This is a genomic window from Pseudoxanthomonas sp. SGT-18, from assembly GCF_003931645.1.
Lineage (GTDB): Bacteria > Pseudomonadota > Gammaproteobacteria > Xanthomonadales > Xanthomonadaceae > Pseudoxanthomonas.
In genome coordinates, this window is record NZ_RRYJ01000003.1 from 280,494 (window position 1) to 307,331 (window position 26,838).

Annotated in this window: 23 protein-coding genes; 9 read left to right on the forward strand and 14 right to left on the reverse strand. The window is 66.3% G+C overall.

Annotation, left to right across the window (positions count from 1 at the left end):
* Positions 1-35: 35 nt before the first annotated feature.
* The 11 genes from EIM47_RS06650 to EIM47_RS06700 all read right to left on the reverse strand — a co-directional run bounded on the left by EIM47_RS06650 (position 36) and on the right by EIM47_RS06700 (position 13,454).
* Positions 36-1,181 (reverse strand): O-antigen ligase family protein, encoded by a 1,146-nt coding sequence (locus tag EIM47_RS06650; RefSeq protein ID WP_164514556.1) that lies wholly within the window; start codon positions 1,179-1,181, stop codon positions 36-38.
* Between the two features lie 51 nt (positions 1,182-1,232).
* Positions 1,233-2,942, reverse strand: a complete 1,710-nt coding sequence (locus EIM47_RS06655; RefSeq protein ID WP_125076474.1) for a heparinase II/III-family protein — start codon at positions 2,940-2,942, stop codon at positions 1,233-1,235.
* Positions 2,939-4,201, reverse strand: a complete 1,263-nt coding sequence (locus EIM47_RS06660) for a hypothetical protein (protein WP_125076475.1) — start codon at positions 4,199-4,201, stop codon at positions 2,939-2,941. The genes EIM47_RS06655 and EIM47_RS06660 overlap by 4 nt, the downstream gene beginning before the upstream one ends.
* Positions 4,198-5,331, reverse strand: a complete 1,134-nt coding sequence (locus tag EIM47_RS06665; RefSeq protein WP_125076476.1) for a glycosyltransferase family 2 protein — start codon at positions 5,329-5,331, stop codon at positions 4,198-4,200. Before EIM47_RS06665 ends, EIM47_RS06660 begins: the two co-directional genes overlap by 4 nt.
* Before the next feature lie 31 nt (positions 5,332-5,362).
* Positions 5,363-6,529 (reverse strand): nucleotide sugar dehydrogenase, encoded by a 1,167-nt coding sequence (locus EIM47_RS06670; protein WP_125076477.1) that lies wholly within the window; start codon positions 6,527-6,529, stop codon positions 5,363-5,365.
* A gap of 39 nt (positions 6,530-6,568) precedes the next feature.
* Entirely contained in the window at positions 6,569-7,924 is a 1,356-nt protein-coding gene (locus EIM47_RS06675) for an undecaprenyl-phosphate glucose phosphotransferase (RefSeq protein ID WP_240626180.1), read from the reverse strand.
* Positions 7,925-8,138: 214 nt separating this feature from the next.
* On the reverse strand, positions 8,139-10,370 hold the full coding sequence (locus EIM47_RS06680; protein WP_125076478.1) for a YjbH domain-containing protein: 2,232 nt from the start codon (positions 10,368-10,370) through the stop codon (positions 8,139-8,141).
* Positions 10,367-11,158: a capsule biosynthesis GfcC family protein gene (locus EIM47_RS06685; RefSeq protein WP_164514557.1), complete on the reverse strand. Its 792-nt coding sequence runs from the start codon at positions 11,156-11,158 to the stop codon at positions 10,367-10,369. The genes EIM47_RS06680 and EIM47_RS06685 overlap by 4 nt, the downstream gene beginning before the upstream one ends.
* Entirely contained in the window at positions 11,158-11,877 is a 720-nt protein-coding gene (locus tag EIM47_RS06690; protein WP_240626181.1) for a YjbF family lipoprotein, read from the reverse strand. The genes EIM47_RS06685 and EIM47_RS06690 overlap by 1 nt, the downstream gene beginning before the upstream one ends.
* 8 nt (positions 11,878-11,885) lie before the next feature.
* On the reverse strand, positions 11,886-12,998 hold the full coding sequence (locus tag EIM47_RS06695; RefSeq protein ID WP_125076480.1) for a polysaccharide biosynthesis/export family protein: 1,113 nt from the start codon (positions 12,996-12,998) through the stop codon (positions 11,886-11,888).
* Between the two features lie 105 nt (positions 12,999-13,103).
* Positions 13,104-13,454 (reverse strand): hypothetical protein, encoded by a 351-nt coding sequence (locus tag EIM47_RS06700; RefSeq protein ID WP_125076481.1) that lies wholly within the window; start codon positions 13,452-13,454, stop codon positions 13,104-13,106.
* A gap of 206 nt (positions 13,455-13,660) precedes the next feature.
* Between EIM47_RS06700 and EIM47_RS06705 the strand changes: the two genes are divergently transcribed.
* From EIM47_RS06705 to EIM47_RS06725, 5 genes are all read left to right on the forward strand, one after another.
* The gene (locus tag EIM47_RS06705) at positions 13,661-14,101 is read left to right on the forward strand and encodes a low molecular weight protein-tyrosine-phosphatase (RefSeq protein WP_019398118.1); all 441 of its coding nucleotides are present in this window, start codon (positions 13,661-13,663) and stop codon (positions 14,099-14,101) included.
* Between the two features lie 48 nt (positions 14,102-14,149).
* On the forward strand, positions 14,150-16,378 hold the full coding sequence (locus EIM47_RS06710; protein WP_125076482.1) for a polysaccharide biosynthesis tyrosine autokinase: 2,229 nt from the start codon (positions 14,150-14,152) through the stop codon (positions 16,376-16,378).
* Positions 16,379-16,428: 50 nt separating this feature from the next.
* Positions 16,429-17,343 (forward strand): 4-hydroxybenzoate octaprenyltransferase, encoded by a 915-nt coding sequence (gene ubiA, locus EIM47_RS06715; RefSeq protein WP_125076483.1) that lies wholly within the window; start codon positions 16,429-16,431, stop codon positions 17,341-17,343.
* Between the two features lie 286 nt (positions 17,344-17,629).
* The gene (locus EIM47_RS06720) at positions 17,630-18,934 is read left to right on the forward strand and encodes a sugar MFS transporter (protein WP_125076484.1); all 1,305 of its coding nucleotides are present in this window, start codon (positions 17,630-17,632) and stop codon (positions 18,932-18,934) included.
* Positions 18,935-19,180: 246 nt separating this feature from the next.
* Positions 19,181-20,095: a carbohydrate kinase gene (locus EIM47_RS06725; RefSeq protein WP_125076485.1), complete on the forward strand. Its 915-nt coding sequence runs from the start codon at positions 19,181-19,183 to the stop codon at positions 20,093-20,095.
* Positions 20,096-20,102: 7 nt separating this feature from the next.
* On the opposite strand, the gene EIM47_RS06730 is transcribed toward EIM47_RS06725, so the two are convergent.
* The 3 genes from EIM47_RS06730 to EIM47_RS06740 form a co-directional block, all read right to left on the reverse strand.
* Positions 20,103-21,302, reverse strand: coding sequence for an AGE family epimerase/isomerase (locus EIM47_RS06730; RefSeq protein ID WP_125076486.1), 1,200 nt, complete (start codon positions 21,300-21,302; stop codon positions 20,103-20,105).
* 135 nt (positions 21,303-21,437) lie between these two features.
* The gene (locus EIM47_RS06735; RefSeq protein WP_125076487.1) at positions 21,438-22,487 is read right to left on the reverse strand and encodes a LacI family DNA-binding transcriptional regulator; all 1,050 of its coding nucleotides are present in this window, start codon (positions 22,485-22,487) and stop codon (positions 21,438-21,440) included.
* A 77-nt stretch (positions 22,488-22,564) separates the two neighbouring features.
* Positions 22,565-23,299, reverse strand: coding sequence for a ComF family protein (locus tag EIM47_RS06740; RefSeq protein WP_125076488.1), 735 nt, complete (start codon positions 23,297-23,299; stop codon positions 22,565-22,567).
* Between the two features lie 77 nt (positions 23,300-23,376).
* Here EIM47_RS06740 and bioB point away from each other — a divergent pair, with 77 nt between their 5' ends.
* From bioB to bioH, 4 genes are read left to right on the forward strand one after another with little or no spacing between them, the layout of a single operon-like run.
* Positions 23,377-24,411: a biotin synthase BioB gene (gene bioB / locus EIM47_RS06745; protein ID WP_125076489.1), complete on the forward strand. Its 1,035-nt coding sequence runs from the start codon at positions 23,377-23,379 to the stop codon at positions 24,409-24,411.
* Between the two features lie 54 nt (positions 24,412-24,465).
* A complete protein-coding gene (gene bioF / locus EIM47_RS06750; RefSeq protein ID WP_019398106.1) occupies positions 24,466-25,665 on the forward strand; it encodes an 8-amino-7-oxononanoate synthase in 1,200 nt (399 codons plus the stop codon).
* Positions 25,666-25,709: 44 nt separating this feature from the next.
* Entirely contained in the window at positions 25,710-26,036 is a 327-nt protein-coding gene (locus EIM47_RS06755) for a hypothetical protein (protein WP_232211027.1), read from the forward strand.
* Positions 26,037-26,073: 37 nt separating this feature from the next.
* A complete protein-coding gene (gene bioH, locus EIM47_RS06760) occupies positions 26,074-26,838 on the forward strand; it encodes a pimeloyl-ACP methyl ester esterase BioH (RefSeq protein WP_125076490.1) in 765 nt (254 codons plus the stop codon).

Genomic DNA, 26,838 nt, shown 5'->3' on the forward strand with positions numbered 1-26,838 from the left:
GTTCTTTTTCGGGGTGCCGATAATGTTACTTTCTATCATGCCCTAGGGTTTTGTGGTGGGCTGGATCGAGCGCTTAGCCTGAGATCTCTGGCGGCCATCGTGGTCGACATCGCAATGAATACAACGATCCAGGCTGGAATAGCTACTCTGAGCGCGTTCTGAAACATAATTACTTCGGTTGCATTATGGACAATGAAAACAGCCAACAACGACGACGCAAGAGCGTTCGCCGCACTCTGATCGCCCATCCCCACAACCACCCTCCACGCTCTAGACACGCACCATATCGCAATCGCCAAACCAATAATCCCTGTCTGTAGGGCCACCTGAAGGTAATAGTTATGCGAGCTCAGGTCCGTGGTCATAATGTCGGACGGGAGTGTGCCCGCCCCCAACCCAAAAAGTGGGTTCTCAAGAATAGAAGCGATGATCGATGGCCACAAAATCTGACGTCCCGACAGGGCGGATCGATTGGTGGTTTCAATCAGGAACTCATTAATGCTGGAAAGGTGCGGCGAGTTCTCGATATTTGTGTAAAAAAAGATGAAGCCAACTATGCTCAGGCCTATGGCGGCGAGTACTATCCTAGGATGGCGGGAAACGGAGCGCGCTCTGGAGAATAATATATAAAGAGCGAAAGTCAGAATTCCGAATACAATAAGCATCCTAAAATTAATTAGGTATCCATAGATGGATGATGCGATGCCAAATGTCAGAACAAAGAGGGTGGCGGACTTTGATGTGGATGCTTTGTTTCCCAGTATCAGAAACAGGAGCATGGCTATACCGTAGAAAGCCATGCCTCCATCAAAGTTCTTTTGGTTAATCTTAAGAAGTGATGGGGCTAAGTACAGGAATGAAGCCAGGAATGCCCCTAATAAGAAAACAGGATTCTTGCGGATTGCCCAGCCATTCTTCACATAATACCAAAATAGAAATAACACCGACATAACCGCAACGAGGTGGCGGAACCCGGCGAAGGAAGGTTTATATGCGAGTGAGACAACGTAGCAGAGAGCCAAGAGAAGGAATGGTGCTCCTAGAGCCACGATATCCCCAGTGGATCGGCGGTTCATAAAGAACGCAATACCGCAGATTGCGGCTGCGATAGAGATCAACGCACCACCTACTGTGCCGGCGTCGGAGAATAGTGCCGAAGCTGGTGCCACGTAGAGCGGCAATAATGCGATTATTGACTCAGTGGTATGTGACCGGCGCAGATTCATAGTAATTCAACCCAAGCGAATGGAGCTTTCCGTATATCCGTCATTAGGATGAACTACGATGCATGTGGCGTGCTCCGGTTTCATCGGTCCGCGCGGATACCAGAGCTGAGGACAAATGGTCCCAAGCACGGCATTCTCGACTAGTAGATTCACTACTTCGCCATTGCGCATTAGCTGTGCAGAGTTCTCGGAAATGTTCTCTAAACTCCATGCGACAGGAATCAGAAGCGTGACGCGGCGCCTATATGCGCTTGGCGTAGGCCAAGTGTCCTTTATCTCAACCGCGCCAGAGGAGTTCAAGCGCACCTCACGCATTACGAGTTGATCTCCAGTAAGGTGTTTATATCCGTCACACCAGCCACTGACAGAGACTCCCCCGTTGCTGTGAACGATTTTGGGTGGCTCAAAGCCAGCCCTGCCTCTGCGGCCTACTCTCCAAGCGCCAAAGAACTCTGCCGGCTCTAAGCCGACAAAGGTCGGTCCGTTGTGGTATTCCGCCGATCTTGTGCGATGCCTCAGTTCACCGCCAACAATCGAAGCGACGCCAGGGTCGACGAGTAGCCGGGTACCTCTCCAGCAAACCTCGACAGACAGAAAGTCTCCATGTCCGTGACCGATGACGTCGTCCGGCCCCATCACGCCAGCGTCGAAGATCACCGTAGTGTCGGCTGCGCGCAGCTGCGCATATCCTGCTTGAGGTAGTATTGCGCTAAAACGATTGTCGGAGGGTTCTCGCCATCCCACACTGGCTGGCGGTACAGAATCTTCAATCGCGGCGTCATTGAAGATGGCTATCTCGCCGTCCGCATGCACTACTACCGGAAGGGCAGCTTCCATCTTCGCGATAGTCGCCCTAAGGCTCTCTCCAATGTCCTCGCTCGTCGCGTCCATGGCATTAATGCACTGCGCCAGCAAGAGCATATGAATGTGATACGTGGGGCTACGTTCCGACCAGAAACCATCATCAAGCACGTGGCGCATGATGGCTGACGCTGCCTCGTTACCGAACTTCCGGATCTTGTCTTGGTTACCAGTCGCACAAGCACCGACTGCGAGCGCGGCCGCAGCGAAGACGTGGTGGTTGTAGCCAAGATACCGCTCGGCGGTCGAATCGAGAAGCGCCGAGCAGTAGGCGATGTGTTCCGCTATCAACCTGAATGACGCAACGTCAGTGCAGCCTTGAGCACGGGCGAGGGAAGCTGCAGCAGACAAGCCCAAGATTCGGAGTGCGAGGGCGATCGGGCTCCAGACAAAATGAAGCTTCCCGTCAGCGATAGGATGAGCGCGCTGCAGTGTGTTGACAAGACGGGCGATTATACCGATGCCCCGAACCGGGTTTTCTTCGACAAGGCGTATGGAGAAAGAGAAGAACGCGAGATCGTGCATCCAATGAAGCTTGTCCGGCTCGTCGGGAAAGGGGTTATCCCAGCGGATTGCTTCAATCGAGCCGAAGTCCTTTGCGACGCCCTTTACCGAGAAGATGCCCTGTTCAAGGAGATGGGCGTCGTGGAAGCGATCGCCCATGCAGCGGTACGTCGATGCGAATGCAGCCAACGCGGCATCGTCGAAGTATTCATCCGCGACCGGCCAGGGAGCCAACAGCACACTGGGAAACCAGGAGATCGCCCTAGACTTCACGGCATGCGCCACCTTGCCCAAGATCTTCCGGGGCGGAACGTGAGCAAAATAGCGGAGCCACTTCAAGATCTGGGTCATAAACTTCTGTTTGGAAAGGGCAGGGCGGCGATCCGCCGGAAGCGGTAAAGGACCGCAATCTGGGCGCCGTAAAGCGCTAGGAATGCCAGAGTGAAAGCCGCGCAGATTCCGGCTGCGCCGCCGATATACGCAAGCGCGGTGCCCACGGCCGCCATCAGGAGCAGGCACGCCAGTTGCAAGCGGAGTACGAGGGTTGCCTTCCCGGTCATCTTTAGAACCTCGTCCACAGGGCCACCGAGGCTCTCCGCTATGGACGCTCCAAGAAGGATCAGGAGCAACACGTTTGCCGGGCGATACTCTTCCCCAAAAACATAGGCTAGTACGGGCTCACCGCCTACGGCTGCTATGACAAGTGCACAGACCGACAGAAGAGTCGCCGCCAGCGCGATCCGCTGTACAAGCGCCTCGATCCGCTTCCACTGGCCTTCGGCTGCAAGCTTGGAAACCTGCGGGCGGATCGAGAAGCGGACTGCGGCCAGTACCGCGCCGACGACACCGAGCAGACGCGTAGCAAGGCCGATCTGAGCGGTGTCTGTTCCGGTAAGCAGGATTCCGCTTAGCCAGACCGGCATCCAGATCACTGCGGTCTGGATCACCCTTCCAGCTGCCATGACCGCACCGTCGAACCATGTCGATCTGATCGGAGTGGTGGCACGCGGAGCGTTCTTCCACTGCTTTCGAGCCAAGGCTAGTACGAGGGCGGTCGATACCACACCCACGCTCGCAGCCGCGACTGCGTTGATTGCCAGCGTAGTGACCAGATCAGGTTGCGGGGAAAAGAGCAGATAGGGGACGGTAGTCGCACACAAGGCGAAGTTGATTGCGGAATAGAAGACGAAAGAGCCCCACTGAACCCTTCCCATTGCAATCAAGGCTTGCGCAGACACAAAGATCAGGCAGTAGCCGAGGAGCCAGGCTGCCGATGCAAGAGCCAGGGTATCCGAGGCAAAGGCAAGAAGAACTCCAAGCCCAAGCAGGAAGGGTAAACACAGAGCCGATACTAAGGAGTAGCAAAGGCCGCGCCGCAGCAGGGATGCTGCCGCACCGGCCCTGCCTGCCCCTAGTTCACGTGGATACGCAGCAACGAGTCCATCGGGGAGGCCGAATCCCGCAAGGAAGTAGAGCGTGAGAACAAGTCCGGCGATGAAGAAGTACGTGCCCGCACTTTCGCTGTCCAGCTGGCGGGCGACCAGCGTTACCAGGACGAACTGGATTGCGATAGCGCCGTACCGGGAAGCAATGGGAACCAGAAACTTCATCGGGACTTCGCCGGACTCCACGTCGCGAAGGTTTGGCCCCGCAGTGCGCGGAACAGGCCAATGAGGGTCGCAACCATGGCTAGCACGATTTCAGTGACAAAAGACATCGGGCCGGAAGAAGAGCGGAATCCGGTAAACACGATTCCGACGGTCGTTAGGGCGAGTACAAGCGCCGCGAAGGGATGGATGAGCGTGGCGAGCACCAATGCGGAGGCGAAGCCAACGATTAGAAATCCGCCGCCAAACCAGCGCAGTGTCTTGTGGGATCCGTACTTGAACTTGTCAAATGCCGTCATTCCGGAGCGCTTGCTTCCAAGCGTAAGGTGAGTGTGGAAGGCCCTTGCGGCGATGCGAATCTTCCGAGAGAACTCGTCAGCGCGGGCCGAAACCAGGCGCTCGTAAGCGACTACGTCGTTGGACTTGATAAGCCGAAAGCCCCGGAAAACCACTTCCATCGAGACGGTGAAATCGTCCAGCACCGTGTCCGGGAAGTCCGGATACAGTTTACGGCGAATGGAAAATATCGAGCCGTCTGCGCCCATGACGCTTCCCGTACCCGATTCCAGGTCCTTGATCTTCTCCTCAAGCTTCCAGTACATGCCGCCTACCGCAGCCGTCGAGGAACCGTCCGCGCCCAGGTAATGCAGCGCCCCACAGACACCGCCGACACTGGGATCTGCGTAGCAGGCAGCCAGGTTGTCCAAGGCCTCGGCATCCAAGAGGACGTTCGCGTCTGTGAAAACAAGAAATTCCCCGCTGGCCGCCGCCGCGAGCAACTTCATCCCGTGGGCCTTTCCGTTTCGCCCCCCGCCACGCACGAGCTTTACGAACGGTGCATCCCGGGCTAGCAAGTCTGCAGTCCCATCGGTGGATCCATCATCAAACGCGAGGACTTCCAGTTCGGGATAGCGCCGGCGCAGTTCCTTCAGGTTTTCGATCTTGGAAGGCAGCGCCGCCGATTCGTTGTAGGCACAGAACAGCAGGCTGAAGCGTGCACCATCGCCGGCGACCCGTGCCCCGCGCTCGACTGGACGCTTGGGAAGTAGTGCAAGAACGGCCGGGAATACAACGTACGGATACACGACCGCGAACGCGCAGGCAAAGGTAAGGAGGGCGAAGAAGAGCAGCATCGAAGTGCAATCCCGGATGTTAGGTCGGAAATCAATCTCTGCCGAAGAGATCGCGGCTATACGCCTTGTCGGCGACGTCCCTCAGCTCTTCGGTAAGGCGGTTGGTCAGGATAACGTCGGCCTGCTTCTTGAAGGTCTCCAAATCATTGACTACGCGTGACCTGAAGAACTCGGGCTCCTTCAGCACTGGCTCATAGACAATGACTTCGATCCCCTTGGCCTTGATCCGCTTCATGATCCCTTGGATGGCCGAAGCCCGGAAGTTGTCCGAACCCGCTTTCATGACCAGCCGGTATACGCCAACTGTGCGCGGCGCGCGGGCAATAACCTGCTCAGCGATGAAGTCTTTACGCGTGCGATTGGAATCGACGATAGCGCGGATCAGGTGCTGCGGCACGTCGCTGTAGTTGGCGAGTAGCTGCTTGGTGTCCTTGGGCAGACAGTATCCGCCATAGCCAAAGCTGGGATTGTTGTAATGGTTCCCGATGCGGGGATCCAGGCAGACACCGTCGATGATCTGCCGGGTGTCCAGACCGTGTGTGCAGGCATAGGTATCCAGCTCATTGAAGTACGCCACGCGCATCGCAAGGTAGGTATTGGCGAAGAGCTTGATCGCCTCGGCTTCGGTTGCGTCGGTGAACAGCACTGGCACGTCTTTCGCGATCGCACCCTCCTGTAGCAACGCTGCAAAACGTGCCGCGCGTTCTGAGCGCTCCCCGACTACGATTCGACTGGGGTGGAGGTTGTCGTAAAGCGCGCGTCCCTCACGCAGGAACTCCGGTGAGAAGATGACGTTCTCCGTCTCCAGCGCTTGACGAACGCGCTTGGTGTATCCGACAGGGATGGTGGACTTGATGATCATCACCGCCTGTGGGTTGATCTCCTTCACGTCTCGGATCACAGATTCGACCGAGGATGTGTTGAAGTAGTTGGTCTGCGGGTCGTAATCGGTAGGGGTAGCAATGACGACGAACTCGGCGCCCGCGTATGCCTCCTGCTTGTCCAAGGTCGCCTTCAGGTCGAGCGGACGATTGGCGAGGTAGTCCTCGATCTCCCGGTCCTCGATTGGCGACTTGCGGGCGTTGATCAGTTCAACGCGCTTTGGATCGATGTCCAGTGCTACAACGCTGTGGTTCTGCGCAAGCAGGACAGCGTTGGACAGGCCGACATAGCCCGTGCCGGCAACAGCAATCTTCATCAGACACTCCTTGTAACGACGACTCGGAACGACGTCGGCTCAGTACGCGTTCTTGTTCACAAAGCCCTTGAACACGGTCATCAGGATGATCCGCAGATCGAACCAGGGTGACCAGTTCTGCATGTAGTACAGGTCGTACTCCACGCGGCGTGCCATCTTCTCGACGGTATCGGTTTCCCCGCGCAGGCCGTTGACCTGGGCCCAGCCAGTTATGCCGGGCTTGACCCGGTGCCGCTGCATGTAGCGGTCTACCAGGGTCTTGTACTGCTCGTTATGGGCGATGGCGTGCGGGCGCGGGCCGACGATGGACATCGAGCCCTGCAGCACGTTGATGAACTGGGGGAGTTCGTCCAGGCTGGTGCGGCGCAGGAAGGCACCGAACGGCGTCACGCGCGAATCATTCTTGCGCGCCTGGGTGACCTTGCCGTCTTCCTCCTGGTGCACCCGCATGCTGCGGAACTTCCACACCTCGATGGGCTTGCCGCCCAGGCCGTGGCGCAGCTGGCGGAAGAACACCGGTCCGGGCGAACTGAGCTTCACGCCGATGGCAATCGCGATCATCAGCGGCGAGATCATTAGCAGGATCAGCGAGGCCAGCACCTTGTCCATGGTGGCCTTGATCAGGTGGGCCGGGCCATCCAGTGGGCTGGAGCGCAGGTTCAGCACCGGAAGGCCGCCGATCTGCTCCACCGAATGGTTCAGCAGCTGCAGGCCGAACAGGTCGGGCAGCAGCTTGATGTCCGCGGTGGAGAAATCCAGTTGCCGCAACACGTAGGCGATCTGGCCCTGCTCGCGCATGGGCAGGGCAATCCAGACCTGGTCGATGTGCCGGGCCTCCACGAAGGTGGCCAGCCGGTCCACCCGGCCCATGGGGCGGATGCCGTGCAATGCGCAGCGGTCGGCGCTGGTGGCAAACCAGCCGACAACCTTGATGCCCATCCAGGGATTGCGATGCAGCGTGTCGACGATGCGCTGTGCATCCGGGTTGCCACCCACGATCACGGCGGTACGCAGGTCCATACCGCGTGCACGGGCCCACGAGGCGCAGCCGCGCAGCACGATGCGGATGGAGGCGGCGCCGGCCAGGCTCAGGCCGAACCAGGCGCCAAGCCACAGCCGCGACAGTTCGCCGATCATCTGGATCAGGGTCGTGTAGAACAGAACCCCGGTGCAGATCAGCAGCCAGCATAGCCCCAGGTGCATCAGCTCGGCGCCAAGGCCGCGGCCACGCCAGCTGCGGTAGAGGGAGGAGGACCCGAAGATCAGCAGGCCGAACAGCGTGGTGATCACCACCAGGCTGACGTAGTCCTTCTGCAAGTGCCAGGTACCGAAGCGGATGCGGTACGCCAGCAGCGCACCGCCAACGAGGATCAGCGGGTCCGCGATTCGTATCAACGCCCCGATGGCGGCCGTGAACTTGCTCGCCGTCCGAGGTGGGGCACTGGTTTCCGACCTGATTGGCATGAGCAGCATGGTATTTCCCCTTCATCCTTGTGCGTGGCCGGCAGGCGCCGGCTGGGGAGACTTGATGTTGCATTGCAACATCAAGTCTTGCAAGTCCTTAGTTTGTGCCTCCCGCTCATCCAGTCTGGGAGGCTATGTCAACGGGTTATGGGTCTATGTATTCAATATTGTCAAAGTAAAAGTGGCTGTCGCGCTCGCCGGTGAGCGAATAGAGGCTGTACTTGCGCTGCAGGCGTGCGCCGCCATCGCGTACCAGCGGATGCCACATCAAACGCGAACGCACCTGGCTGGACCGGGGGAGCAGCAGGTCCATCGGCACGGACAGGTAAATGCCCTTGTCAAAGCTGCCTTCGCCGAACTCCGCCGACGAGACATCGGTCTTGGTGGCAAACGCACCCATCACCACGCCGTTGCGGAACATGCGCGAAACATCCAGGGTCACGCCCCAGTCGCCGGCCAGGTAGCGTCCGGCGGAGGTGGCCACCTGCACGCGGCCGTCGTTGCCGAAGTGGGTGTAAAGCGTCGCGTGTCCGGTCGCGACCTCGTAGTCGCGGAACGAGAACTTCTGGTCGAAGTCGCGCTGCTTGACCCAGTTGGCCTCCACGCCCAGTGCCCAGCGCTGGCCGACGGGACGGTACAGCAGCTCGCCGCCCACGCCGCCGTACATCATCTCCAGCAGGCCCGCATAGGCCATGCCATACAGGTCACGGCCCAGTGCATGCACCGTGGTGACCTGGAAGTTCGGGATGGTGACGTCGGAGGTGGTGACGTAATGGCGGATGTCGGTGCGGACGCGCGGCAGGTTGCTCGGGGCGTCGTACTTGAACTTGCGGAAGTTGTTGTGCACGTCCACCGCCGTGGTGGCGGTAAGCCAAGTGCTGTCATTGACCCGCAGGCTCGTGTGCAGGTTCGCGGTCAGCTGGTACAGGAAGAAACCGTCGGGGCCGCCAATGATCTCGTTCAGCCCGGGGGAGACGTGGTAATCGAAGCGTCGCCCCTTCGGCCCCTCGTAGACCACCTCGCCCTCGCGCGAGCTGCCGGGCGGATTGACCTCCACATGGCGCGCCATCTCCGTCAGGTCGATATCGCCCTGCGCATAGGCGTTGAGCGCATTACGAGAGACGCTGCTCTGCGCGATCGGCATGTTTTGCCGCGTGTATTCCAGCGTGACCCAGTCGACACTGGGATCGATCGCCGTATCCAGCACGCGCGCCGCCCGCCCGAGGCCCTCGGTCGGGTAGAAATACTTCAGCTGGGTGCCGTGCAGGATCACCTCGTGGTCGTTGACTTCGACCTTCTGCACATAGAAGCCGGCGCTGCGGCGCAGCTCCACGTCCACGCTCTCCCAGGTATGGCCTGGCAGGAGAGGGTGGTCGTTTGATGCTGCGATTGCCTCGGCGTCAGCGCCTTGTGGCGCGCTGCCGGTTGCATCGGCCGGACTCTTGGAGCTTGCGGACGCATCCGCGTTCCTGGCGACTTCGCTGCGAAGCGGGGGCTTCGGCGGGTCCAGCCAGCGGGCCGGGCGCGGCGTGTTCTTCAGGTTTCCGCGCAAGGTAAGCGTGGCCAGCAGCTCGTTGCCGCGCTCCCAACCCAGCGTGATCCGCACGCCGGGCCTGGGGGTGTAAAGCAGGCCCACGTTGATGCGCGAATCCTGCTCCAGCCGGCCGATACGCACTTCGTCATCGTAGTCGTGGCCGTCGTACTCGAGCTTGACCAGCAGCGGCTCCCAGGGGGTCTGCCAGGAAACGCCACCAAACACGCCAACGGGGCCGTGCAGCAGGTAGCGCAAGCCGAACTTGCCGGCCTGGGTAATATCGCTGCTGGCACGGGGGCGGGTCTTGAAGTCCTCGTCGACCCAGCCGATCGGGTTGGTGATGCCGCCATTGCTGCCCAGGTAACCTGTCGCCAGGCCCAGGCTGGCATCGATGGAGCCGAAGCGCTTGTTGGCAACCACGTACTCGCTGGAGAACAGGCCCGTACCGCCAATATCGCGCGCGCCTACCGCGACTTCGGGCAGCCAGCGCCCTTCCTCCCACAGGCGGATCTTGAAGTCGATGGACTTGTCTTTGTAGTTCTGGTCGCCGCTGAACCACTCCGGGCCGTACCTGACGCCCTGGACATTGGCATAGCGGTAAATGCCCTCAAACCAGGGGAACGGCTGCATCGCTACGCTGTAGCGGGTATAGGGCGAGGTATGGCTTGCGGTAAAAGCAAACTCACCCTCGTCGGCCATGCGCGCCGTAGGCGTCTGCAACAGGCCGATGCCGCCCCAGTCGTTCTGCGTGGCCGGCACCTCGGCATGCAGCCCGCCGCATACCGCCAGGCTGAGCAGGCTCAGGGCGGGCAGGGCGCGGCGGCGGAGGTTGTTGCGGCTCATGGCGTCACCAGCCCGGCGTGGGGCAGGGGCAGGGTGGCGAGGAAGGTGGTCATCGCGCCATCCAGCTCGGGCGCGAATTTCTCCGTGGCGCGTGCGCGCAGCGGCACGTAGACGATGGCACCCGGTGCGAGGGCCAGCGGCTCGTTGCGATTCCACAGGGCGATACCGAGTGCGTGGATGCTGCCGTCGGGCTGCACCACATGGATCAGGTCGCGGTTGGCCGCCTCACCATCCACCGTGCAATCGCGCAGGTAATCGGCCGCGTCGCGCAGCGGCACATGCGCCACCGCGCAGGGCTGGAGCACGGCGCCGACGATGGTCACCGTTGCCGGGCGCTCCGGAAAGTGGAAGCGGTCGCCATCGGCAAGCAGGCGGTTGCGGTCGCCCTTGCTCGCCTCCAGCCGCCGCGGGTTGCCTTCCAGCGGCAGGCGGCCGGTGGCCGGCAAGGCGGAGACCCAGGCATGCAGGGCACGGGCGCGTGCGGCCACGGCGGGCGGCGCTTCGGTGGCCGTGGCCAGGGATTCCAGGTCATGGAGCAGGCCGGCGCGCAGCCTGAGCTGCCGGGCAAGTTCATCCCTGCGGAAGACCGAGGCGCCCAGGGCATAGGCATCACGGCGCGGCATCGCGGCCACGACGGCGTCGTCGAACCGGCTGCCCTCGGGCAGCTGCAAGGTGCCGGCGCGCTGCACCGCGCCCTCGGCCGAAACCTGCAGCGTGCGGGGCTGGGCGGCGGAAGCGAAGGAAATGCAGGCCAGCAGGCCGGCCATGGCCATTACCCGCGATCGCATCATCGCGACCTCCGCCGGTAAGGCTTGATCAGGCTGATCTCGAGGTAGGCGTCCGGGGCGGCCAGCTGCCGGCTCTTCCACAGCATGCCGGTGGCCGGATCGACCCAATAGGTATTGGTGCCTTCCACGCCGGGGCCTTCCAGGCGTTCCTCGTACCTGGCCAGGGTGCGGCTGCGGCCCAGCGGATCCACCATGGTTTCCTGGCCCACCCGGCGCAGCACGCCGGTGACCGGCACGCCGTAGCGGTAGCCACTGCGCCAGTCATAGCGGCGGCTGACGGTGATGCCCGCCTCGCCCACCGTGCGCAGGTCGGTGAACGGGTTGTCGCCTTCGATCCGGGCCTCATCCAGGCCCGCGCGCAGGCCATGGGTGCCGCAGAGCACGCCGCCCTCGCACAGGAACACGACGGCCTGCCGGCTATGCCAGGAAAGCCGCCCCTCGTCATCGTTGCCCAGCACCATCACCGCGCGGTACTGGCCATCGTCCATGAGCAGGCTGGCGTAGGGCAGGGCGGCTACCTTGGTTGCGGCCTCGGAGAGGTCGTCCTTGCCGGCCACGGCGGTACGAACGAAGTCCACACTGGTTTGCATCACCGTGCCGCAGCCGGCCAGCACCAGCACCAGCGCCAGGGAAACCAGGGCGCTGGTGCTTGCCGGAAACAGGCTGGAGCCGGGGCGGCGGCGGGAGCCGTGGGCCCGGTGGACGGTAGACGCTTGCACGGCGGCCGTCAGTTGTTGGAAAGATCGTTGCTGGCGCTTGCGGCGTTGCTGATGATCCCGGTGAACGGCAGCAACTGGTTCACGAAGCGGCTCCAGCGGGTAATGCCGGCGGCGCCCACGAACACCACGTCGCCGGGCAGCAGCTCGAACTGGCTGGCCACCGCGAAAGCCGCGGGGGACTTGGCCTCCAGCTGGTAGACCACGGAAGGCTGCTGCTCCAAGGCATCAGGCTTGGCGCCGCGGATCACGTAAACCGCATTGCCATCCGCCGTGGCCTGCGCCAGGCCGCGCGCCCGACCCAGCGCCTGGCTGAGGCTGATGCTGCCGGTCTTGAAGTTCTGCGCGCCAGGCAGGGTGACCTCGCCTACTACGAAGACTTCCTTGGCATCCAGGTAAGGGATGTAGATCTGGTCCTCTGCCTTCAGGTAGATCGGGGTGCCTCCGAGCCGGGTCATGTCGAGCACGTATGTGGTGCCGTCGCGGGTCAGGCGCACGCCGGATAGATCGGCTTGGGAGGGATCGAAACCGGCGGTGCTGATGGCGTCTTGCAGCGTCAGCGGGACCACGGTCAGCGGCACCACGGAAGCCTGGCGTGCAGCGCCCGACACCCAGACCCTCTGACTGGCATAGGTCAGGATCGACACGTCCACCTGCGGCTCATGGATCACAGCTGCCAGCTGGCCGGCAAGCTTGTCTCGCAGCTCGGTCGGAGTGAGCCCAGCTGCTTGGATCTTCCCTATATATGGGTAGAACAGCGTTCCGTCGCCCTGGACCAGGCGACCCGCGAGATTGACCTGCTGCTGTGGACCCGCAGGGACCGTCAGCTCCGGATGGTCCCAGACGGTGATGTAGAGCACATCACCCGCTCCAATGCGGTAAGGATCGGGGTGGTAATCCAGCAGGGCGCGCGGGATCTGCTCCGAACTGGCGCGGCCGGCATGTTCCTGCGCAATGAGGCGCGGGGTAATCGCCACGAGATCCAGCTGGTCATTGCCGGATGTCCGGATCTGGCCTGGTCCTGGCTTGGTACGGGCCAGATGCTGGCCGGGGGCCCAGACACAACCGGAAAAGAAAAACGCCGCCATCAGCGCAAGCGCGCCGGACCGGTAGGCTCGATTCATGTCGCTTCCATTCGAGTTCACGGGGGAGGGGGCCCCGTACACAAAAAAGCCCGCCGGGCATCGAAGGCCGGCGGGCCTTGTGCTCAAGACATCCAGGGCGGGCTATCAGCCGCCGGTGCCACCCGTGCCGCCGGTACCACCCGTGCCGCCAGTGCCACCGGTACCGCCGGTACCACCCGTGCCCGGATCAGGACCCGGACCCGGGCCCGGGCCGGGACCCGGCTGGGCGCGGTTGTCGTTATCGTCATTGATCACCGACAGCACGCCGATGGCCAGCGCGGTGCCACCCGCGGCCCAGGCAACCGCTTCGCCACCGACGCCGCCACCCGCAGCGGTGTCGCTGCCCGCCGCATCGCCGCTCTCTTCCTGCTGGGTGCTACCGGAATCCTGCGCAAACGCGTACGGCTGCGCGACCAGACCCAGTGCGATGGCCAGACCGATCAGTTTGGTCTTCATGGGGGAAACTCCGTTTCAAGATGGACGGGCTACTTCACAGGCCAGACCATAAGCGGGCCCAGGGGGGCTTGTCAATCAGTGGTTTATGCACGAAACCTTCACGCTGTCGCGCTGCAGCATCGGGTTGCATCGGGTAAGCTTGCGCGCGGCCGGGACGTACTGCGCTCCGGAACCATTGGAACCAGTCAGCGCGGGGACCGGCGTTAGTGTTCAGAAAGATCCTGTTCGTCTGTGTGGGCAACATCTGCCGCAGTCCCACGGCGGAGCTGCTGATGCGCCACCGGCTGCAGGGGCGCCCGGGCGTGGAAGTGTCGTCCGCGGGCCTGCAGGCTCTGGTGGGACGGCCGGTCGATCCGGAAGCGGCCGCCCTGCTGCGCGAGGCGGGCATCGACCCCGACGGGCACCAGGCGCGGCAGGCGACGCCCTCCATCCTGGCCGCAGCGGACCTGGTCCTGGTCATGGAGCACGCCCACCAGACCAGGATTGCGCGCGAAGTGCCCCAGGTCAGTGGCAAGACCTTCTTACTCGGCAAGTGGCGGGGGCAGCGCGAGATCCCCGACCCGTACCGCCAGCATCGCGAAGCCTTCGAGCACGTGTACCAACTGATTGATGATTGCGTCGACAGCTGGCTCCCCTACATCAAGTGATGTTGCCGGCGTCACGTTCCCCCGGTCTTACAACTCTGGAAGAGAACTATGGGCAAGGAAAAGGCAGCGGTAACGCCCGCCACTGAAGACGAGATCGACCTGCGGGAACTGGTCGGCGTACTGATTGACCGTAAGTGGTGGATCATCGCTACCACGGCAATCTTTTTCGTGCTGAGCGTGGCCTACGTACTGTTGACCGCGCCGGTATACCGCGCCCAGGCAATGGTGCAGGTCGAATCCAAGATGCCTAGCATCCCGGGTTTGTCGGACCTAACTTCACTGGCTGGTGGGGGTAGTGTTGCGGGCACCACGGAGGTGGCGTTGCTTCGTTCGCGTACCGTGGTTGGCTCGGCAGTTGATCAGTTGAAACTCGACATCTTCATTGAGCCGTATAGATTCCCTCTGATTGGCGGTGCATTGGCCCGCCGGTTTACTCCGCTCGAAGGGGGGGAGGTTGCTGAGCCATTCCTGGGCTTGGATAGCTTTGGCTGGGGAGGGGAAGCCCTTGAGTTCCAGCGTCTGGAGGTGCCTCAGGCTCTTGTCGATAGCGAGCTGACCCTTGAGGTGCTCGACGATCAGGGCGCTTACGTACTGCGTGATGAAGACGGCGATGAACTGGTGAGGGGCCGGGCGGGCGAGCCCGCAGAGCGTGGCTCCGTGCTGGCCGAAGTCTCGACCCTCCATGCCAATCCGGGCATGAGGTTCAAGGTCGTCAAGGCTCGTCGCCTAGACGTCGTGGCCGCTCTGCAGCAAGACATCAATGTTGCGGAGCAGGGCAAGGAATCCGGCATTCTCCTTGTCACCTACGAAGATGCCGATCCGGCGCGCGCTGAAGCTGTAGTGCAGAAGATCGTTGAGGCCTATGTCCGCCAGAACGTCGAGCGCAGCTCGGCCGAGGCGGCTGCCCAGCTGCAGTTCGTCAAGGACCAGCTGCCCACCGTGCGCAAGCAGGTGGAGGAAGCGCAGGAGGCCATGGCCCGTTACCAGTCCTCGGCCAACTCCGTGGACATCACCATGCAGACCAAGGGCCTGCTGGAGCAGGAGGTCGCGGTCGAAACCAGCATCCAGCAGCTGCGCCTGAAGCAGGCGGAGATGGATCGCAGCTTTACCCGCGATCACCCTGCCTACCGTGCCCTGCTGAGCCAGATTGGCGAGCTGGAGGCACGCAAGGCCAGCTTCCGCCGCCAGGTCAGCGAGCTGCCGGATACCCAGCAGGAGCTGCTGCGCCTGACCCGCGACCTGCAGGTCAGCAACGAGCTCTACACCGCCCTGCTGAACCAGGCCCAGCAGCTGGATGTGGCGCGCGCTGGTACCGTGGGTAATGTGCGCATCGTCGACCCGGCGGTGGCTGACACCTCAAACCCGGTCAAGCCGCGCAAGCCCCTCGTCGTGCTCGTGGCCACCCTGTTGGGTGCATTTCTCGCCATTGCCTTCGTATTCGTGCAGCGCATGCTCAACCCGGGCATCGAGGACCCGGCCGTGATCGAGGAGCTGGGCCTGCCGGTCTACGCCGCCATTCCGCTGAGCAACTCGAAGGCGTTGCCGACCGCCAAGCGCGACCGCATGGGTATGCACCATATCCGCGCCGATGGCCGCCAGCACCTGCTGGCCGTCGACGAGCCGGCGGACCTGGCCGTGGAGGCGCTGCGCAGCCTGCGCACCAGCCTGCACTTCGCCATGCTGGAGGCCAAGAACAACATCCTCACCATCTCCGGTCCGCGCCCGGGCGTGGGCAAGACCTTCGTCTCGTCCAACCTCGCCGCGGTGATCGCCCAGGCCGGGCAGCGGGTGCTGGTCGTCGATGCCGACATGCGCAAGGGGACCCTGCACAAGCTGCTGGGCATCAGCCACAAGAACGGCCTGTCCGACGTGCTGGTCGGCAAGCTGGACCTGGACGCGGCCATCCACGCGGTGCCGGACCTGCCGAACATGCACTACATCGTGCGCGGCGACATCCCGCCAAACCCGTCCGAACTGCTGATGCACCCGCGCTTCAAGCAGATCGTCGACACCCTGGGGCCGCGCTACGACCTGGTGATCATCGATACCCCGCCGATCCTGGCCGTAACCGATGCAGCCATCGTCGGCGCCCACGCCGGTTCGACCCTGCTGGTGACCCGCTTTGGCCTCAACCAGGCCAAGGAGATCGTGCTGGCGCTCAAGCGCTTCGAGCAGAACGGCGTGCAGGTCAAGGGCACGATCTTCAACGCGGTGGAGAAGCGCGCCACCGGCTACTACAGCTACGGCTACTACGAGTACAAGGCGGCCGACGCCTGACGTAGCGGAAGCAGGCCGGCCCCCGTTGCCGGCCTGCTAACCTTTGCGCCATGGGTTACGAACGCTACGAGCCGGCCACCGCGCCGGGCCCCGGCTGGCGCGAGCGTCTGGGGCAGTACTGGAAGCTGGTCCGCGGCGATCGCCCGATCGGCGTGCTCCTGCTGCTGTGGCCGACCTGGTGGGCGCTGTGGCTGGCCGCCGGTGGCGTGCCGGATCCATGGACCCTGTTCGTGTTCACCGCCGGCGTGTGGCTGACCCGCTCGGCCGGCTGCGTGATCAACGACTACGCCGACCGCTGGCTCGATCCCAGGGTCGAGCGCACCCGCGACCGCCCCCTGGCCACCGGCGCCGTCTCCGGCCGCGAGGCGCTGGCGGTGTTCGCGGCACTGATGCTGGTGGCCTTCGCCCTGGTGCTGACGCTCAACCTGCTGACCATCCTGCTCAGCTTCGTCGGCCTGTTCCTGGCGGCCACCTATCCCTACCTGAAGCGCTACACCTACCTGCCGCAGGTCTACCTGGGCATGGCCTTCGGCTGGGGCATCCCGATGGCCTTCGCCGCGGTGCAGGGCGAGGTGCCGGCGCTGGGCTGGCTGCTGTACTGCGCCAACATCCTCTGGTCCACCGCCTACGACACCTGGTATGCGATGGTCGACCGCGAGGACGACATCCGCGCTGGCTCCAAATCCACCGCCATCCTGTTTGGCGACCTCGACCTGGTCGCGCAGGGCGTGCTCTACGCCTTGGCCTTCCTTGCCCTCGCGCTCGCGGGGCGGCAGGCACAGCTGGGCATGGCCTACTGGGCCGGCCTGGGCGTGGCCGCGCTGCTGGTGGCGTGGGAGTTCTGGATCGCGCGCCGGCGCGAGCGCGGGCCCTGCTTCCGCGCCTTCCTGCACAACAACTGGGTCGGCGCGGCGATATTCGCCGGCATCGCCCTCCATTACGCCCTGCAGTCCTCCGCTGCCTAACACCGCCTTTGCGCCAGTGCTGCATCGCAGGATGATGGCGGGCGCGGCGACGGATAACGTTATCCAGTCGGCGCGGCAGGGGAGTGCGGGGAACCGGTGGTTGCGCGGGGGCGGGGCGCGGGAGCAGCGCGGTGCGATTGGAAGTCGCGTGCGGCGGGCTTCCGCTACGTGCCTGTCTTCGCCTGTCCGCATCGGTTCCCACGGTCGCCCCGGCCGACGCTGCCATCGTCACGCATCCACGCCAGCCCTGCCGGCCGGTAGCCGCCATCCACGGAGAACCAGACCGATGCACGCACCCGCCCCGAATCCCGCTGGCGCCGGCGGCGCGATCCATGGCCGGCGGCTGCTGCCGCTGGTGATCGCGCTGTTCTTCGCCTGGGGTTTCTGCACCGTCCTGGTGGACGTGCTGATCCCCAAGCTCAAGGCCACCTTCGCGCTCGGCTATGCCGAGGCGATGCTGACCCAGTTCTGCTTCTTCCTGGCCTACTTCATCGTCTCCATCCCGGCGGCGCTGCTGGTCAGCCGCATCGGCTACATGCGCGGCATCGTGCTGGGCCTGGTGGTGATGGCCGGCGGCTGCCTGATGTTCTCGCCGGCCGCCTCGCTGGGCTGGTACCCGGCGTTCCTGGGCGCGCTGTTCGTGCTGGCTGCGGGCATCACCGTGGTCCAGGTCGCGGCCAACCCGCTGGCCGCGGGCCTGGGCGATCCGGCGCGCGCACACAGCCGCCTGACCCTGGCCCAGGCCTTCAACTCCTTCGGCACCATGCTTGGCCCGCTGTTCGGCTCGGCCCTGATCCTGGCCGCCGGCGTGGCCGAGCCGACCCCCGGCATGGACGAGGCGGCGCTGGCCGCGTTCCGGGTCGAGCAGGCCAGCCACGTGCGCCTGCCGTACATGATCATCGCCGCGGTGCTGGTGGCGCTGGCCGGGCTGTGCTGGTTGCTGCGCCGCTCGCCGGTGCCGGCCGTGCATGCCATGCGCCAGGGCGATTACCTGCGCCTGCTGGGGATCCCGCGCCTGAGCCTGGGCGCGCTGTCGATCTTCCTCTATGTCGGCGCCGAGGTCGCGGTCGGCAGCGCCCTGGTCAATTACCTGATCATGGTCGGCGCCACCACCAGCGAGCACGCCGCCGGCAACCTGATCGCGGTGTACTGGGGCCTGGCCATGGTCGGCCGCTTCATCGGCTCGTGGGTGCTGCGCTTCGTCCCGGCGGGACTGGTGCTGGCGGCCTGCGCGCTGGGCGCGGCCACCCTGGGCCTGCTGGCGGCCACGGTGCTGGAAGGTACCCCGGCAGCGGTGGCGATCCTGTCGATCGGCCTGTTCAACTCGGTGATGTTCCCGACCATCTTCACCCTGTCGATCGATGGCCTGGGCGAGGACACCGCCGGCGGTTCGGGCCTGCTGTGCCTGGCCATCGTCGGCGGCGCCATCGTGCCGCTGCTGATGGGCCTGGCCGCCGACCGCTTCGGCCTGGCGCCGGCGCTGCTGGTGCCGGTGGCCTGCTACGCGTGCATCGCCGCCTACGGCCTGCTGGTGCGCGCCGGCGTGCTGGCCGGCCGGCCGCAGGTGGCGGCGGCCCGCGCCGGGAGCTGAGCACGGGAAGGGCATCTGCAGTGGGTGCCCTTCCGGAAGTATCCAACCGCGGTGCCGGACGCGGCATGCGCGGATGCAACAGCAGGACCAGGCACGTCGCCATGCACGCCGAGCCGGCCTGCGCTCCGCTTCCGGGGCGGACAACTCCCGGAACCACTGCCATGCCCGCATGGCCGTGGTCCCCTCTCAGGTTCGGCCGGGGCATGCTCCACGCCCGGCCCTCTTTTTTTCTGGCCAATGACCGCGATGACCGCAGCCGCCTTGCCCCGCCTCGCCGTGTTCGGCGAAGCCCTCACCGACCTGGTCCGCACCGGCACCGACAGCTGGCGCAGCATCCCGGGCGGTGCCTGCTGGAACGTGGCGCGGGTGGCGGCGACCCTGGGCGTGCCCACCGGCTGGGGCGGGGCGGTCAGCGACGACCTGTTCGGCGCGCGCATCGTCGAACTGTCGCGCCAGGCCGGGCTGGACCCGCGCTTCCTGCAGGTGGTGCCGCGGCCGCCACTGCTGGCGGTGGTGCATGAGCTGGATCCGCCACGCTACTTCTTCCTCGGTGAGAACGCGGCCGACCTGGCCTTCGACGAAGCCGCGCTGCCACCGGGCTGGGACGCGGCCTGCGAGTTCGCCCACTTCGGCTGCATCAGCCTGGTGCGGCAGCCGCTGGGCGAACGCCTGCTGGCGCTGGCCTTGCGCCTGGCCGGGGCGGGCGTGGCGGTCAGCTTCGATCCCAACTGCCGCAACCTGATGGGCGCCGGCTACGTGGCGCTGTTCGAGCGCCTGGCCGCGCGTGCGGCGGTGCTGAAGATCTCCGACGAGGACCTGGGCCACATCTATCCGGCGCTTGATGCCGGCGCGGCACTGGCGCACGTGCGCGCGCTGGCACCCGCTGCGGTGCTGCTCTACACCCGCGGCGCCGCCGGCATGGATGTGTACGCCGGCGATGTGCACGTCGCCCAGCCGGCCTTCGCGGTGGAGGCGGTGGACACCGTGGGCGCCGGCGATGCCTGCATTGGCGGCTTCCTTGCCAGCCGCCTGCTGCGTCCGGACGCCCCGCTGCGCGAGCACGCGCGCTTTGCCGCTGCTACCGCCGCCGCGGCTTGCACCCGCGCCGGCGCGCATGCGCCGACGCGGCAGGAAGTGGAGGCGCTGCTCGCGCGCGGCTGAGCGTTGTCTACAGCACCCGCAGCACTTCGTAGCACGCACCCATGGTGTGGTAGTCGGTCTTGCCCGCCGGGCTCTTCTCGTCGCTGAGCCTGGAGTTGTCCGGGCCGAGGATGCGGTACCAGGCGCCGTGCCGGTGGTCGACGAAGTGGGTCCAGCTGTAGCTCCACAGCCGCTCGTACCAGTCCCAGTACCGCGCCTCGCCGGTGCGCTGCGCCAGCAGCGCGGCGGTGGCCAGCGACTCGGCCTGCACCCAGAAGTACTTGTCGGCGTCGTACACCGCACCATCCGGATCGTTGCCGTAGACCAGGCCGCCGTGCACCGGGTCCCAGGCCATCGCCACGGCGCGGTCGAACAGTTCGCGCGCGCGCGGCAGGTGCCAGTCCGCCGGCGCGTGCCGGTCCAGGATCAGCAGCAGCTTGGCCCACTCGGTCTGGTGCCCGGGCTGGAAGCCCCACGGCCGGAAGATGTTGCTGCGGTCGCCGCGGTTGTAGTCCCAGTCCACGCTCCAGTCGGCGTGGTAGTGCTCCCACACCAGGCCGCCGGCCAACGCGGCCTGGCGCCGGGTCATGTTGGCCGCCAGGGTGGCGGCGCGTTCCAGGTAGCGTGCCTCGCCGGTGGCCTCGTACGCGGCCAGCCAGGCCTCGCAGGCATGCATGTTGGCGTTCTGGCCGCGGTAGGGCGACAGCGTCCAGTGCGCGTCGGCCTCGTCGGCGTACAGGCCATGCGCCGGCTCCCAGAAGTGGTGCTCCATCAGTTCCCAGGTCTCGCCGATCCAGCGACGCGCTTCCCCCATCCCGGCTTCCAGCGCCTTGGCATAGGCCAGCACCACGAAGGCCAGGCCGTAGCAGTGGTTGGTGGGGTCGGCCACCCGGCGTCCGTGCAGCAGCCAGGCGTAGCCGCCGGTGGCCGGATCGCGGTGCGCGTCGCGCAGGAAGGCCACGCCGTGCTCCACCGCCGCGCGGTAGGCCGGGTCGCCAAAGGCCTGGAAGGCCATCGAGTAGTTGAAGACGAAGCGCGTGCTGCTGACCAGGTGCCGGGTGTGGCGGTCGTAGACCTGGCCGTCGTCGCGGAAGAAGTGGAAGAAGCCGCCGTCCGGGTCGATGCAGCGCGGGTGGTAGAACGCCATCGTGTCGCGCACGTGGCCGAGCAGGAATTCGCGGGAGCGGAAGTCCGGTAGCGGACCAGGCCCGGGCGGGGCTGCCGTCATGCGTAGGGCTCCGGGGAAGCGCGGTTGGTGGACGCGGCCGGGGCGTGGCCATGCCCGCTCCCCGGTGCGGCATTGCGAGGTAAGGTTATCTCGACCGCCAACGCGCGGCACGCCGCATTGCCGCAGCGGGCGCCCTCAGGCCGCGCCCGGGGGCGCGGCGGACTGGCGCTTGACCAGGGTGTACTTCATCACCTGGTGCCGCGGCGCATGCTCGCGGCCTTCGCGGCGGTCGCGGATCCGTTCCAGCACCAGCGATACCGCCGCCTTGCCCATTGCCGTCACCGGCTGGCGGATGGTGGTCAGCTCCGGCCACAGGGTGGTGGCCATCGGTGTGTCGTCGAAGCCGACGATGCTCAGCTCGCCGGGGATGCGCAGGCCCATGCCGTGGGCCATGGCCATCGCCGCGGCGGCCATGTCGTCGTTGCTGCAGAAGATCGCGCTCGGCCGCGGCTGCAGCGCCAGCAGCTGGCGCGCCGCGGCCAGTCCGGAGCGGTAGGTGAACATGCCCTCGGCCAGCAGTTCGGCCGGCACCTCGATCCCGGCCTCGGCCATGGTATCGAGGAAGGCCTGCCTGCGCAGCTGCGCCGGGGTGTGCCGGGGATCGCCCTCGATGAAGCCGATCCGGCTATGCCCCAGCTCCAGCAGGTGCCGGGTCATGGCGCGCGCGCCGGCGTAGTCGTCGATCCGCACCGAGGCCACCTGCGGCAGCGGCGTGGCCGTGGCCACCGCCACCACCGGGATGCCGCGCGCGTCCAGCTCGCCGATGGTGTGCGGCGAATCGCACAGCGGCGGCGGCACGATCACCCCGTCCACCCCGGCCTCGACCAGGCGCTGCACCGCCGCGCGCTGGCTCTGCAGGCCGGCGCACTTCTCCACCAGCACCTGGGTGCCGGACAGGCTGCTCTGCTCGAGCATGCCCAGCATCAGCTCGTTGAGGTAGGCGGCCGAGGGATTGCTGTACAGCACGCCGATGCGCGCGCTGCCGCGGGTGCGCAGCGAGCGTCCGGCCAGGTTGGGGCGGTAGCCCAGCGCCTGCACCGAGGCCAGCACCCGCTCGCGCAGTTCGGCGCCGACCCGGGTATTGCCGTTGATCACGCGCGAGGCGGTCATCGCCGAGACCCCGGCGTGGCGCGCCACGTCGAGGATGGTCACGGTAGCGGGAGTCTTGCGCTTGCGCTCGGGCATGCTGGAGGTCCGCGGGGCCGCCGCGCGCGGCCGACCGCCTAGGGTACCCGCTGGCGCCGGCGCCGCGGCACCACCCGTCAGGGCGTACGCGCGCATATCCAGGCGTCGACCCGTTCCACCCCGGCCCGGCGCAGCGCCAGGGCCGCGGCCTGCAGGGTGGCGCCGGTGGTCATGACGTCGTCCACCAAGGCCACGTGCGCCGGCAGCCGCCCCCGCGCCGCCACCCGGAACGCGCCGCGCAGGTTGCGCCGCCGCGCCATCGCGCCCAGCTCGGACTGCGCCGCGGTGCGCCGGTGCCGCTGCAGCAGCCCGGTCGCCAGCGGCACCCCGGTGGCCCGCGCCAGCGGCCGCGCCAGTTCCAGCGCCTGGTCGTAGCCGCGCTGGCGCAGGCGGCTGCGGTGCAGCGGCACCGGCACCAGCGCCTGCGGGCGCTCGACGCCGTCCAGGGTCTCGGCCAGCAGGCCGGCCAGCAGGCGTCCGGCGGCCAGGTCGCCATGGAACTTGTAGCGCGCCAGCAGGCCATCCACCGGCGGGGCGTAGACGAAGGCGGCGTGGGCGAAGTGCAGCAGCGGCTCGCGCCGCAGGCAGCGGCCGCAGGTGCCGGGCACCGCCAGCGGGATCGCGCAGCGCGGGCAAGCGCAGTGGTTGCGCGGCAGCCACCAGTGGCAGGCCGCGCACATGTCGCGGCCGTCGTCGCCGGGCTCGCCGCACAGCAGGCAGCGCGGGGGCAGGAGGGTGGTGCCGATCCGGGCCGGCAGTCCGCGCAGCCATTGCCGCCAGTTCGCGGCGACCTTGTAAACCAGTGCGTCCATGTCAAGGTTGACAGCTTCCGGAGGTATTTCCAGACTGCCCGCCTCTTCTTGCCCCCGCAGTCAGGAAACTCCCTCCCATGGCCTCGGAAATCCGCCACGACTGGCGCCGCGACGAACTGCTCGCCCTGTTCGACCTGCCGCTGCCGGAACTGCTGTACCGCGCCGCCCGCGTGCACCGGGAGCACTTCGACCCCGCCGAGGTCCAGGTCTCGACCCTGTTGTCGGTCAAGACCGGCGGCTGCCCGGAGGACTGCGCCTATTGCCCGCAGGCCCAGCGCTACCACACCGGGGTGCAGGCCACGAAGCTGATGGACACCGAACAGGTGCTGGAGAAGGCACGCCAGGCCAAGGCCGCCGGTGCCTCGCGCTTCTGCATGGGCGCGGCCTGGCGCAGCCCCAGGGACCGCGACATCCCCAAGGTGGCGGCGATGATCGCCGGGGTGAAGGCCCTGGGCCTGGAAACCTGCGCCACCCTGGGGATGCTCTCGCCGGACCAGGCGCGCGCGCTGCGCGAGGCCGGCCTGGACTACTACAACCACAACCTCGACACCGCGCCGGAGTTCTACGGCGACATCATCCACACCCGCGAATACCAGGACCGCCTGGACACCCTGGCCTACGTGCGCGAGGCCGGGCTGAAGACCTGCTGCGGCGGCATCGTCGGCATGGGCGAGAGCCGCGAGCAGCGCGCCGGCCTGCTGCAGGCCCTGGCCAACCTGCCGGCGCATCCGGACTCGGTGCCGATCAACCGCCTGGTGCGGGTGCCCGGCACGCCGCTGGCGGAAACCGCCGAGCTGGACCCGTTCGAGTTCGTGCGCACCATCGCCGTGGCCCGGATCGCGATGCCGCGCTCGATGGTGCGGCTGTCGGCCGGGCGCGAGTCCATGTCCGACGAACTGCAGGCGCTGTGCTTCATGGCCGGGGCCAACTCGATCTTCTACGGCGAGCAGCTGCTGACCACCCCCAATCCGGCCACCGGGCGCGACCAGGCCCTGTTCGCGCGTCTCGGACTACGTGCGATGCCCCTCGTCGTATGTGATGATCATCACGGAACGGGCACGGTTGCAGGCGCTACCGTGCATGCGCAGATCATCGAGCCGGCATCCGCCTGAGCTGGGATGCGGCTCCCGCAGGTAGGGCTTACGCCCAGGGAAGTGCAGGGAATCATGGGCCGCATCGACATCCGCGAACGCATCCAGTCCGACCACCGCCTCCGCGCCGCGCAGGGCCGGCTGCGCCAGCGGCGCACCATCACCCGCCGCGACGGCGTGCGCCTGGAGGTCGACGGGCAGTGGCTGACCGGCTTCTGCGGCAACGACTACCTGGGCCTGGCCGCGCAGTTCGAGGTCGGCGCCGCGCTGCAGGACGCCGCCGCGCGCGAAGGCGTGGGCGCCACCGCCTCGCACCTGGTGTGCGGCCACCACGCGCTGCACCAGCAGCTGGAGCGCGAGGTCGCCGAATGGCTGGGCGTGCCGCGCGCGCTGCTGTTCGGCAGCGGCTTCGCCGCCAACCTGGCGGTGCAGCAGGCGCTGCTGGAGGACGGCGACGTCTGCGTGCAGGACCGCCTCAACCACGCCAGCCTGATCGACGCCACCCGCCTGGCCGGCGCGCGCCTGCGCCGCTACCCGCACCTGGACGCCGAAGGCGCGATGCGCCAGCTGCGCGGCACCGGCGAGGGTGCGGCGATGCTGGCCACCGACGGCGTCTTCAGCATGGATGGCGACGTGGCCCCGCTGCGCTCGCTGGCGCTGGTGGCGCGCACCGGCGAGGCCCTGCTGTACGTGGACGATGCCCACGGCGCTGGTGTGCTCGGCCCGCAGGGCCGCGGCAGCGTGGCCGAGGCCGGGCTGGGCGTGGCCGACGTGCCGCTGCAGCTGGTCACCCTGGGCAAGGCCCTGGGCGGCTACGGCGCGGTGGTGGCCGGCGACGCCGACCTGATCGAACACCTGGCTGGCACCGCGCGCCCGTACCTGTACACCACCGCGCTGCCGCCGGCCCTGGCCGCCGCTTCGCTGGCAGCGCTGAAGCTGGCCCGCCGCGACGACTGGCGCCGCGAGCGCCTGCGCGAGCTGGTGGGCCTGTTCCGCGAGGGCGCCAGCCGCTTCGGCCTGGAACTGATGCCCTCGAACACGCCGATCCAGCCGATCGTGTGCGGTAGCGAGGCCAGCGCGCTGGCCATGTCCGCGGCGATCGAGCGGGCCGGCTTCCTGGTCACCGCGATCCGGCCGCCCACCGTCCCCGAGGGCAGTTCGCGCCTGCGTGTGACCCTCTCGGCCCTGCACACCCCGCAGCAGGTGCAGGCGCTGCTGGCTGCGATCGCCGATGCGCGCGAGCGCGTCGACAACGGACGCGAAGCCGTGGCGTGAGTACCACCGCGCCAACGCCGGAACGCCGGCAGGTGTGGGAAGCGATGTCCGAGTTGTACCTCGACACGGACGTCGACGCCGAAGTGCTGACCCGCGTCGCCGGGGTGCTGGCGCAATCGCCGTACTCGCTGGACGAGCTGCAGAAGATCCTGCGCAACGAGGTCCACCCGGTGCTGGTGCCCAACCTGTGCAGCGTGGCGCCGGTGTGGGACGGCTTCGACCCGGAATGGCTGGCCGCGGAGATCGGCGCCCACCTGCGGCGGCCGTGGCCGGTGCGCTGGTGGCGCGCGCGGGTGATGCGCAGCCACGCCATCATCCTCTGGCACCGCCTGATCCGGCGCATCGCCTCGGCCCGGCGCCGCCACCATTGAGCGGCGTACGTCGCCCGCCATGGGCGACAATGCACGCATGCACATCGAAACCCTCGGCAGCGGACCGGACCTGGTCCTGATCCATGGCTGGGCGCTGCACGGCGGCGTGTTCGCGCCGCTGGCCGAACGCCTTGCCCCGCGCTTCCGCCTGCACCTGGTCGACCTGCCCGGGCATGGCCACAGCCGCGACTCGGAGGTGCCGCTGCAGCCGGCCGCGGTCGCCAGCGAGATCGCCTCGCGCGTGCCGCCGGCGCTGTGGCTGGGCTGGTCGCTGGGCGGCCTGTTCGCGCTGCGCGCCGCCGCCTCGCTGCCCACCGTGCGCGGCCTGGTGATGGTCGCGGCCACGCCGCGCTTCGTGCGCGCACCGGACTGGCCGCACGCGGTGGAGCCGGCGGTGTTCGAACAGTTCGCGCGCGACCTGGAGCAGGACTACGACGGCACCCTCGAGCGCTTCATCGCCCTGGACACGCTCGGCTCCGAGCATGGCCGCGCCGAGCTGAAGTCGCTGCGCACCCTGCTGCACGCGCGCGGGCGCCCGCAGCCGGAAGCACTGCACGCCGGCCTGCAGCTGCTGGAATCCACCGACCTGCGCCGCAGCCTGCCCTCGCTGGCGGTGCCCAGCCTGTGGCTGGCCGGGCGCCGCGACCGCCTGGTCAATCCGCGCGGCATGGCCGCCGCCGCCGGGCGCGCGCCGGGATCGCGCTTCGTGGAACTGCCCGGCGCCGGGCACGCACCGTTCCTCGGGCATGTCGATGCGGTCGCAGCGCAGCTGCTGGCTTTCGCCGACAATACCGGGCCCTGA

Coding starts and splice junctions, on each gene's coding strand:
- EIM47_RS06730 (WP_125076486.1), bottom strand. CDS start 21,302: ATGACGGCAGCCCCGCCCGGGCCTGGTCCGCTACCGGACTTCCGCTCC.
- EIM47_RS06720 (WP_125076484.1), top strand. CDS start 17,630: ATGCACGCACCCGCCCCGAATCCCGCTGGCGCCGGCGGCGCGATCCAT.
- bioB (WP_125076489.1), top strand. CDS start 23,377: ATGGCCTCGGAAATCCGCCACGACTGGCGCCGCGACGAACTGCTCGCC.
- EIM47_RS06710 (WP_125076482.1), top strand. CDS start 14,150: ATGGGCAAGGAAAAGGCAGCGGTAACGCCCGCCACTGAAGACGAGATC.
- EIM47_RS06655 (WP_125076474.1), bottom strand. CDS start 2,942: ATGACCCAGATCTTGAAGTGGCTCCGCTATTTTGCTCACGTTCCGCCC.
- EIM47_RS06670 (WP_125076477.1), bottom strand. CDS start 6,529: ATGAAGATTGCTGTTGCCGGCACGGGCTATGTCGGCCTGTCCAACGCT.
- bioF (WP_019398106.1), top strand. CDS start 24,466: ATGGGCCGCATCGACATCCGCGAACGCATCCAGTCCGACCACCGCCTC.
- EIM47_RS06685 (WP_164514557.1), bottom strand. CDS start 11,158: ATGCGATCGCGGGTAATGGCCATGGCCGGCCTGCTGGCCTGCATTTCC.
- EIM47_RS06660 (WP_125076475.1), bottom strand. CDS start 4,201: ATGAAGTTTCTGGTTCCCATTGCTTCCCGGTACGGCGCTATCGCAATC.
- EIM47_RS06755 (WP_232211027.1), top strand. CDS start 25,710: ATGTCCGAGTTGTACCTCGACACGGACGTCGACGCCGAAGTGCTGACC.
- EIM47_RS06680 (WP_125076478.1), bottom strand. CDS start 10,370: ATGAGCCGCAACAACCTCCGCCGCCGCGCCCTGCCCGCCCTGAGCCTG.
- bioH (WP_125076490.1), top strand. CDS start 26,074: ATGCACATCGAAACCCTCGGCAGCGGACCGGACCTGGTCCTGATCCAT.
- EIM47_RS06695 (WP_125076480.1), bottom strand. CDS start 12,998: ATGAATCGAGCCTACCGGTCCGGCGCGCTTGCGCTGATGGCGGCGTTT.
- EIM47_RS06725 (WP_125076485.1), top strand. CDS start 19,181: ATGACCGCAGCCGCCTTGCCCCGCCTCGCCGTGTTCGGCGAAGCCCTC.
- EIM47_RS06735 (WP_125076487.1), bottom strand. CDS start 22,487: ATGCCCGAGCGCAAGCGCAAGACTCCCGCTACCGTGACCATCCTCGAC.
- EIM47_RS06665 (WP_125076476.1), bottom strand. CDS start 5,331: ATGCTGCTCTTCTTCGCCCTCCTTACCTTTGCCTGCGCGTTCGCGGTC.
- ubiA (WP_125076483.1), top strand. CDS start 16,429: ATGGGTTACGAACGCTACGAGCCGGCCACCGCGCCGGGCCCCGGCTGG.
- EIM47_RS06740 (WP_125076488.1), bottom strand. CDS start 23,299: ATGGACGCACTGGTTTACAAGGTCGCCGCGAACTGGCGGCAATGGCTG.
- EIM47_RS06700 (WP_125076481.1), bottom strand. CDS start 13,454: ATGAAGACCAAACTGATCGGTCTGGCCATCGCACTGGGTCTGGTCGCG.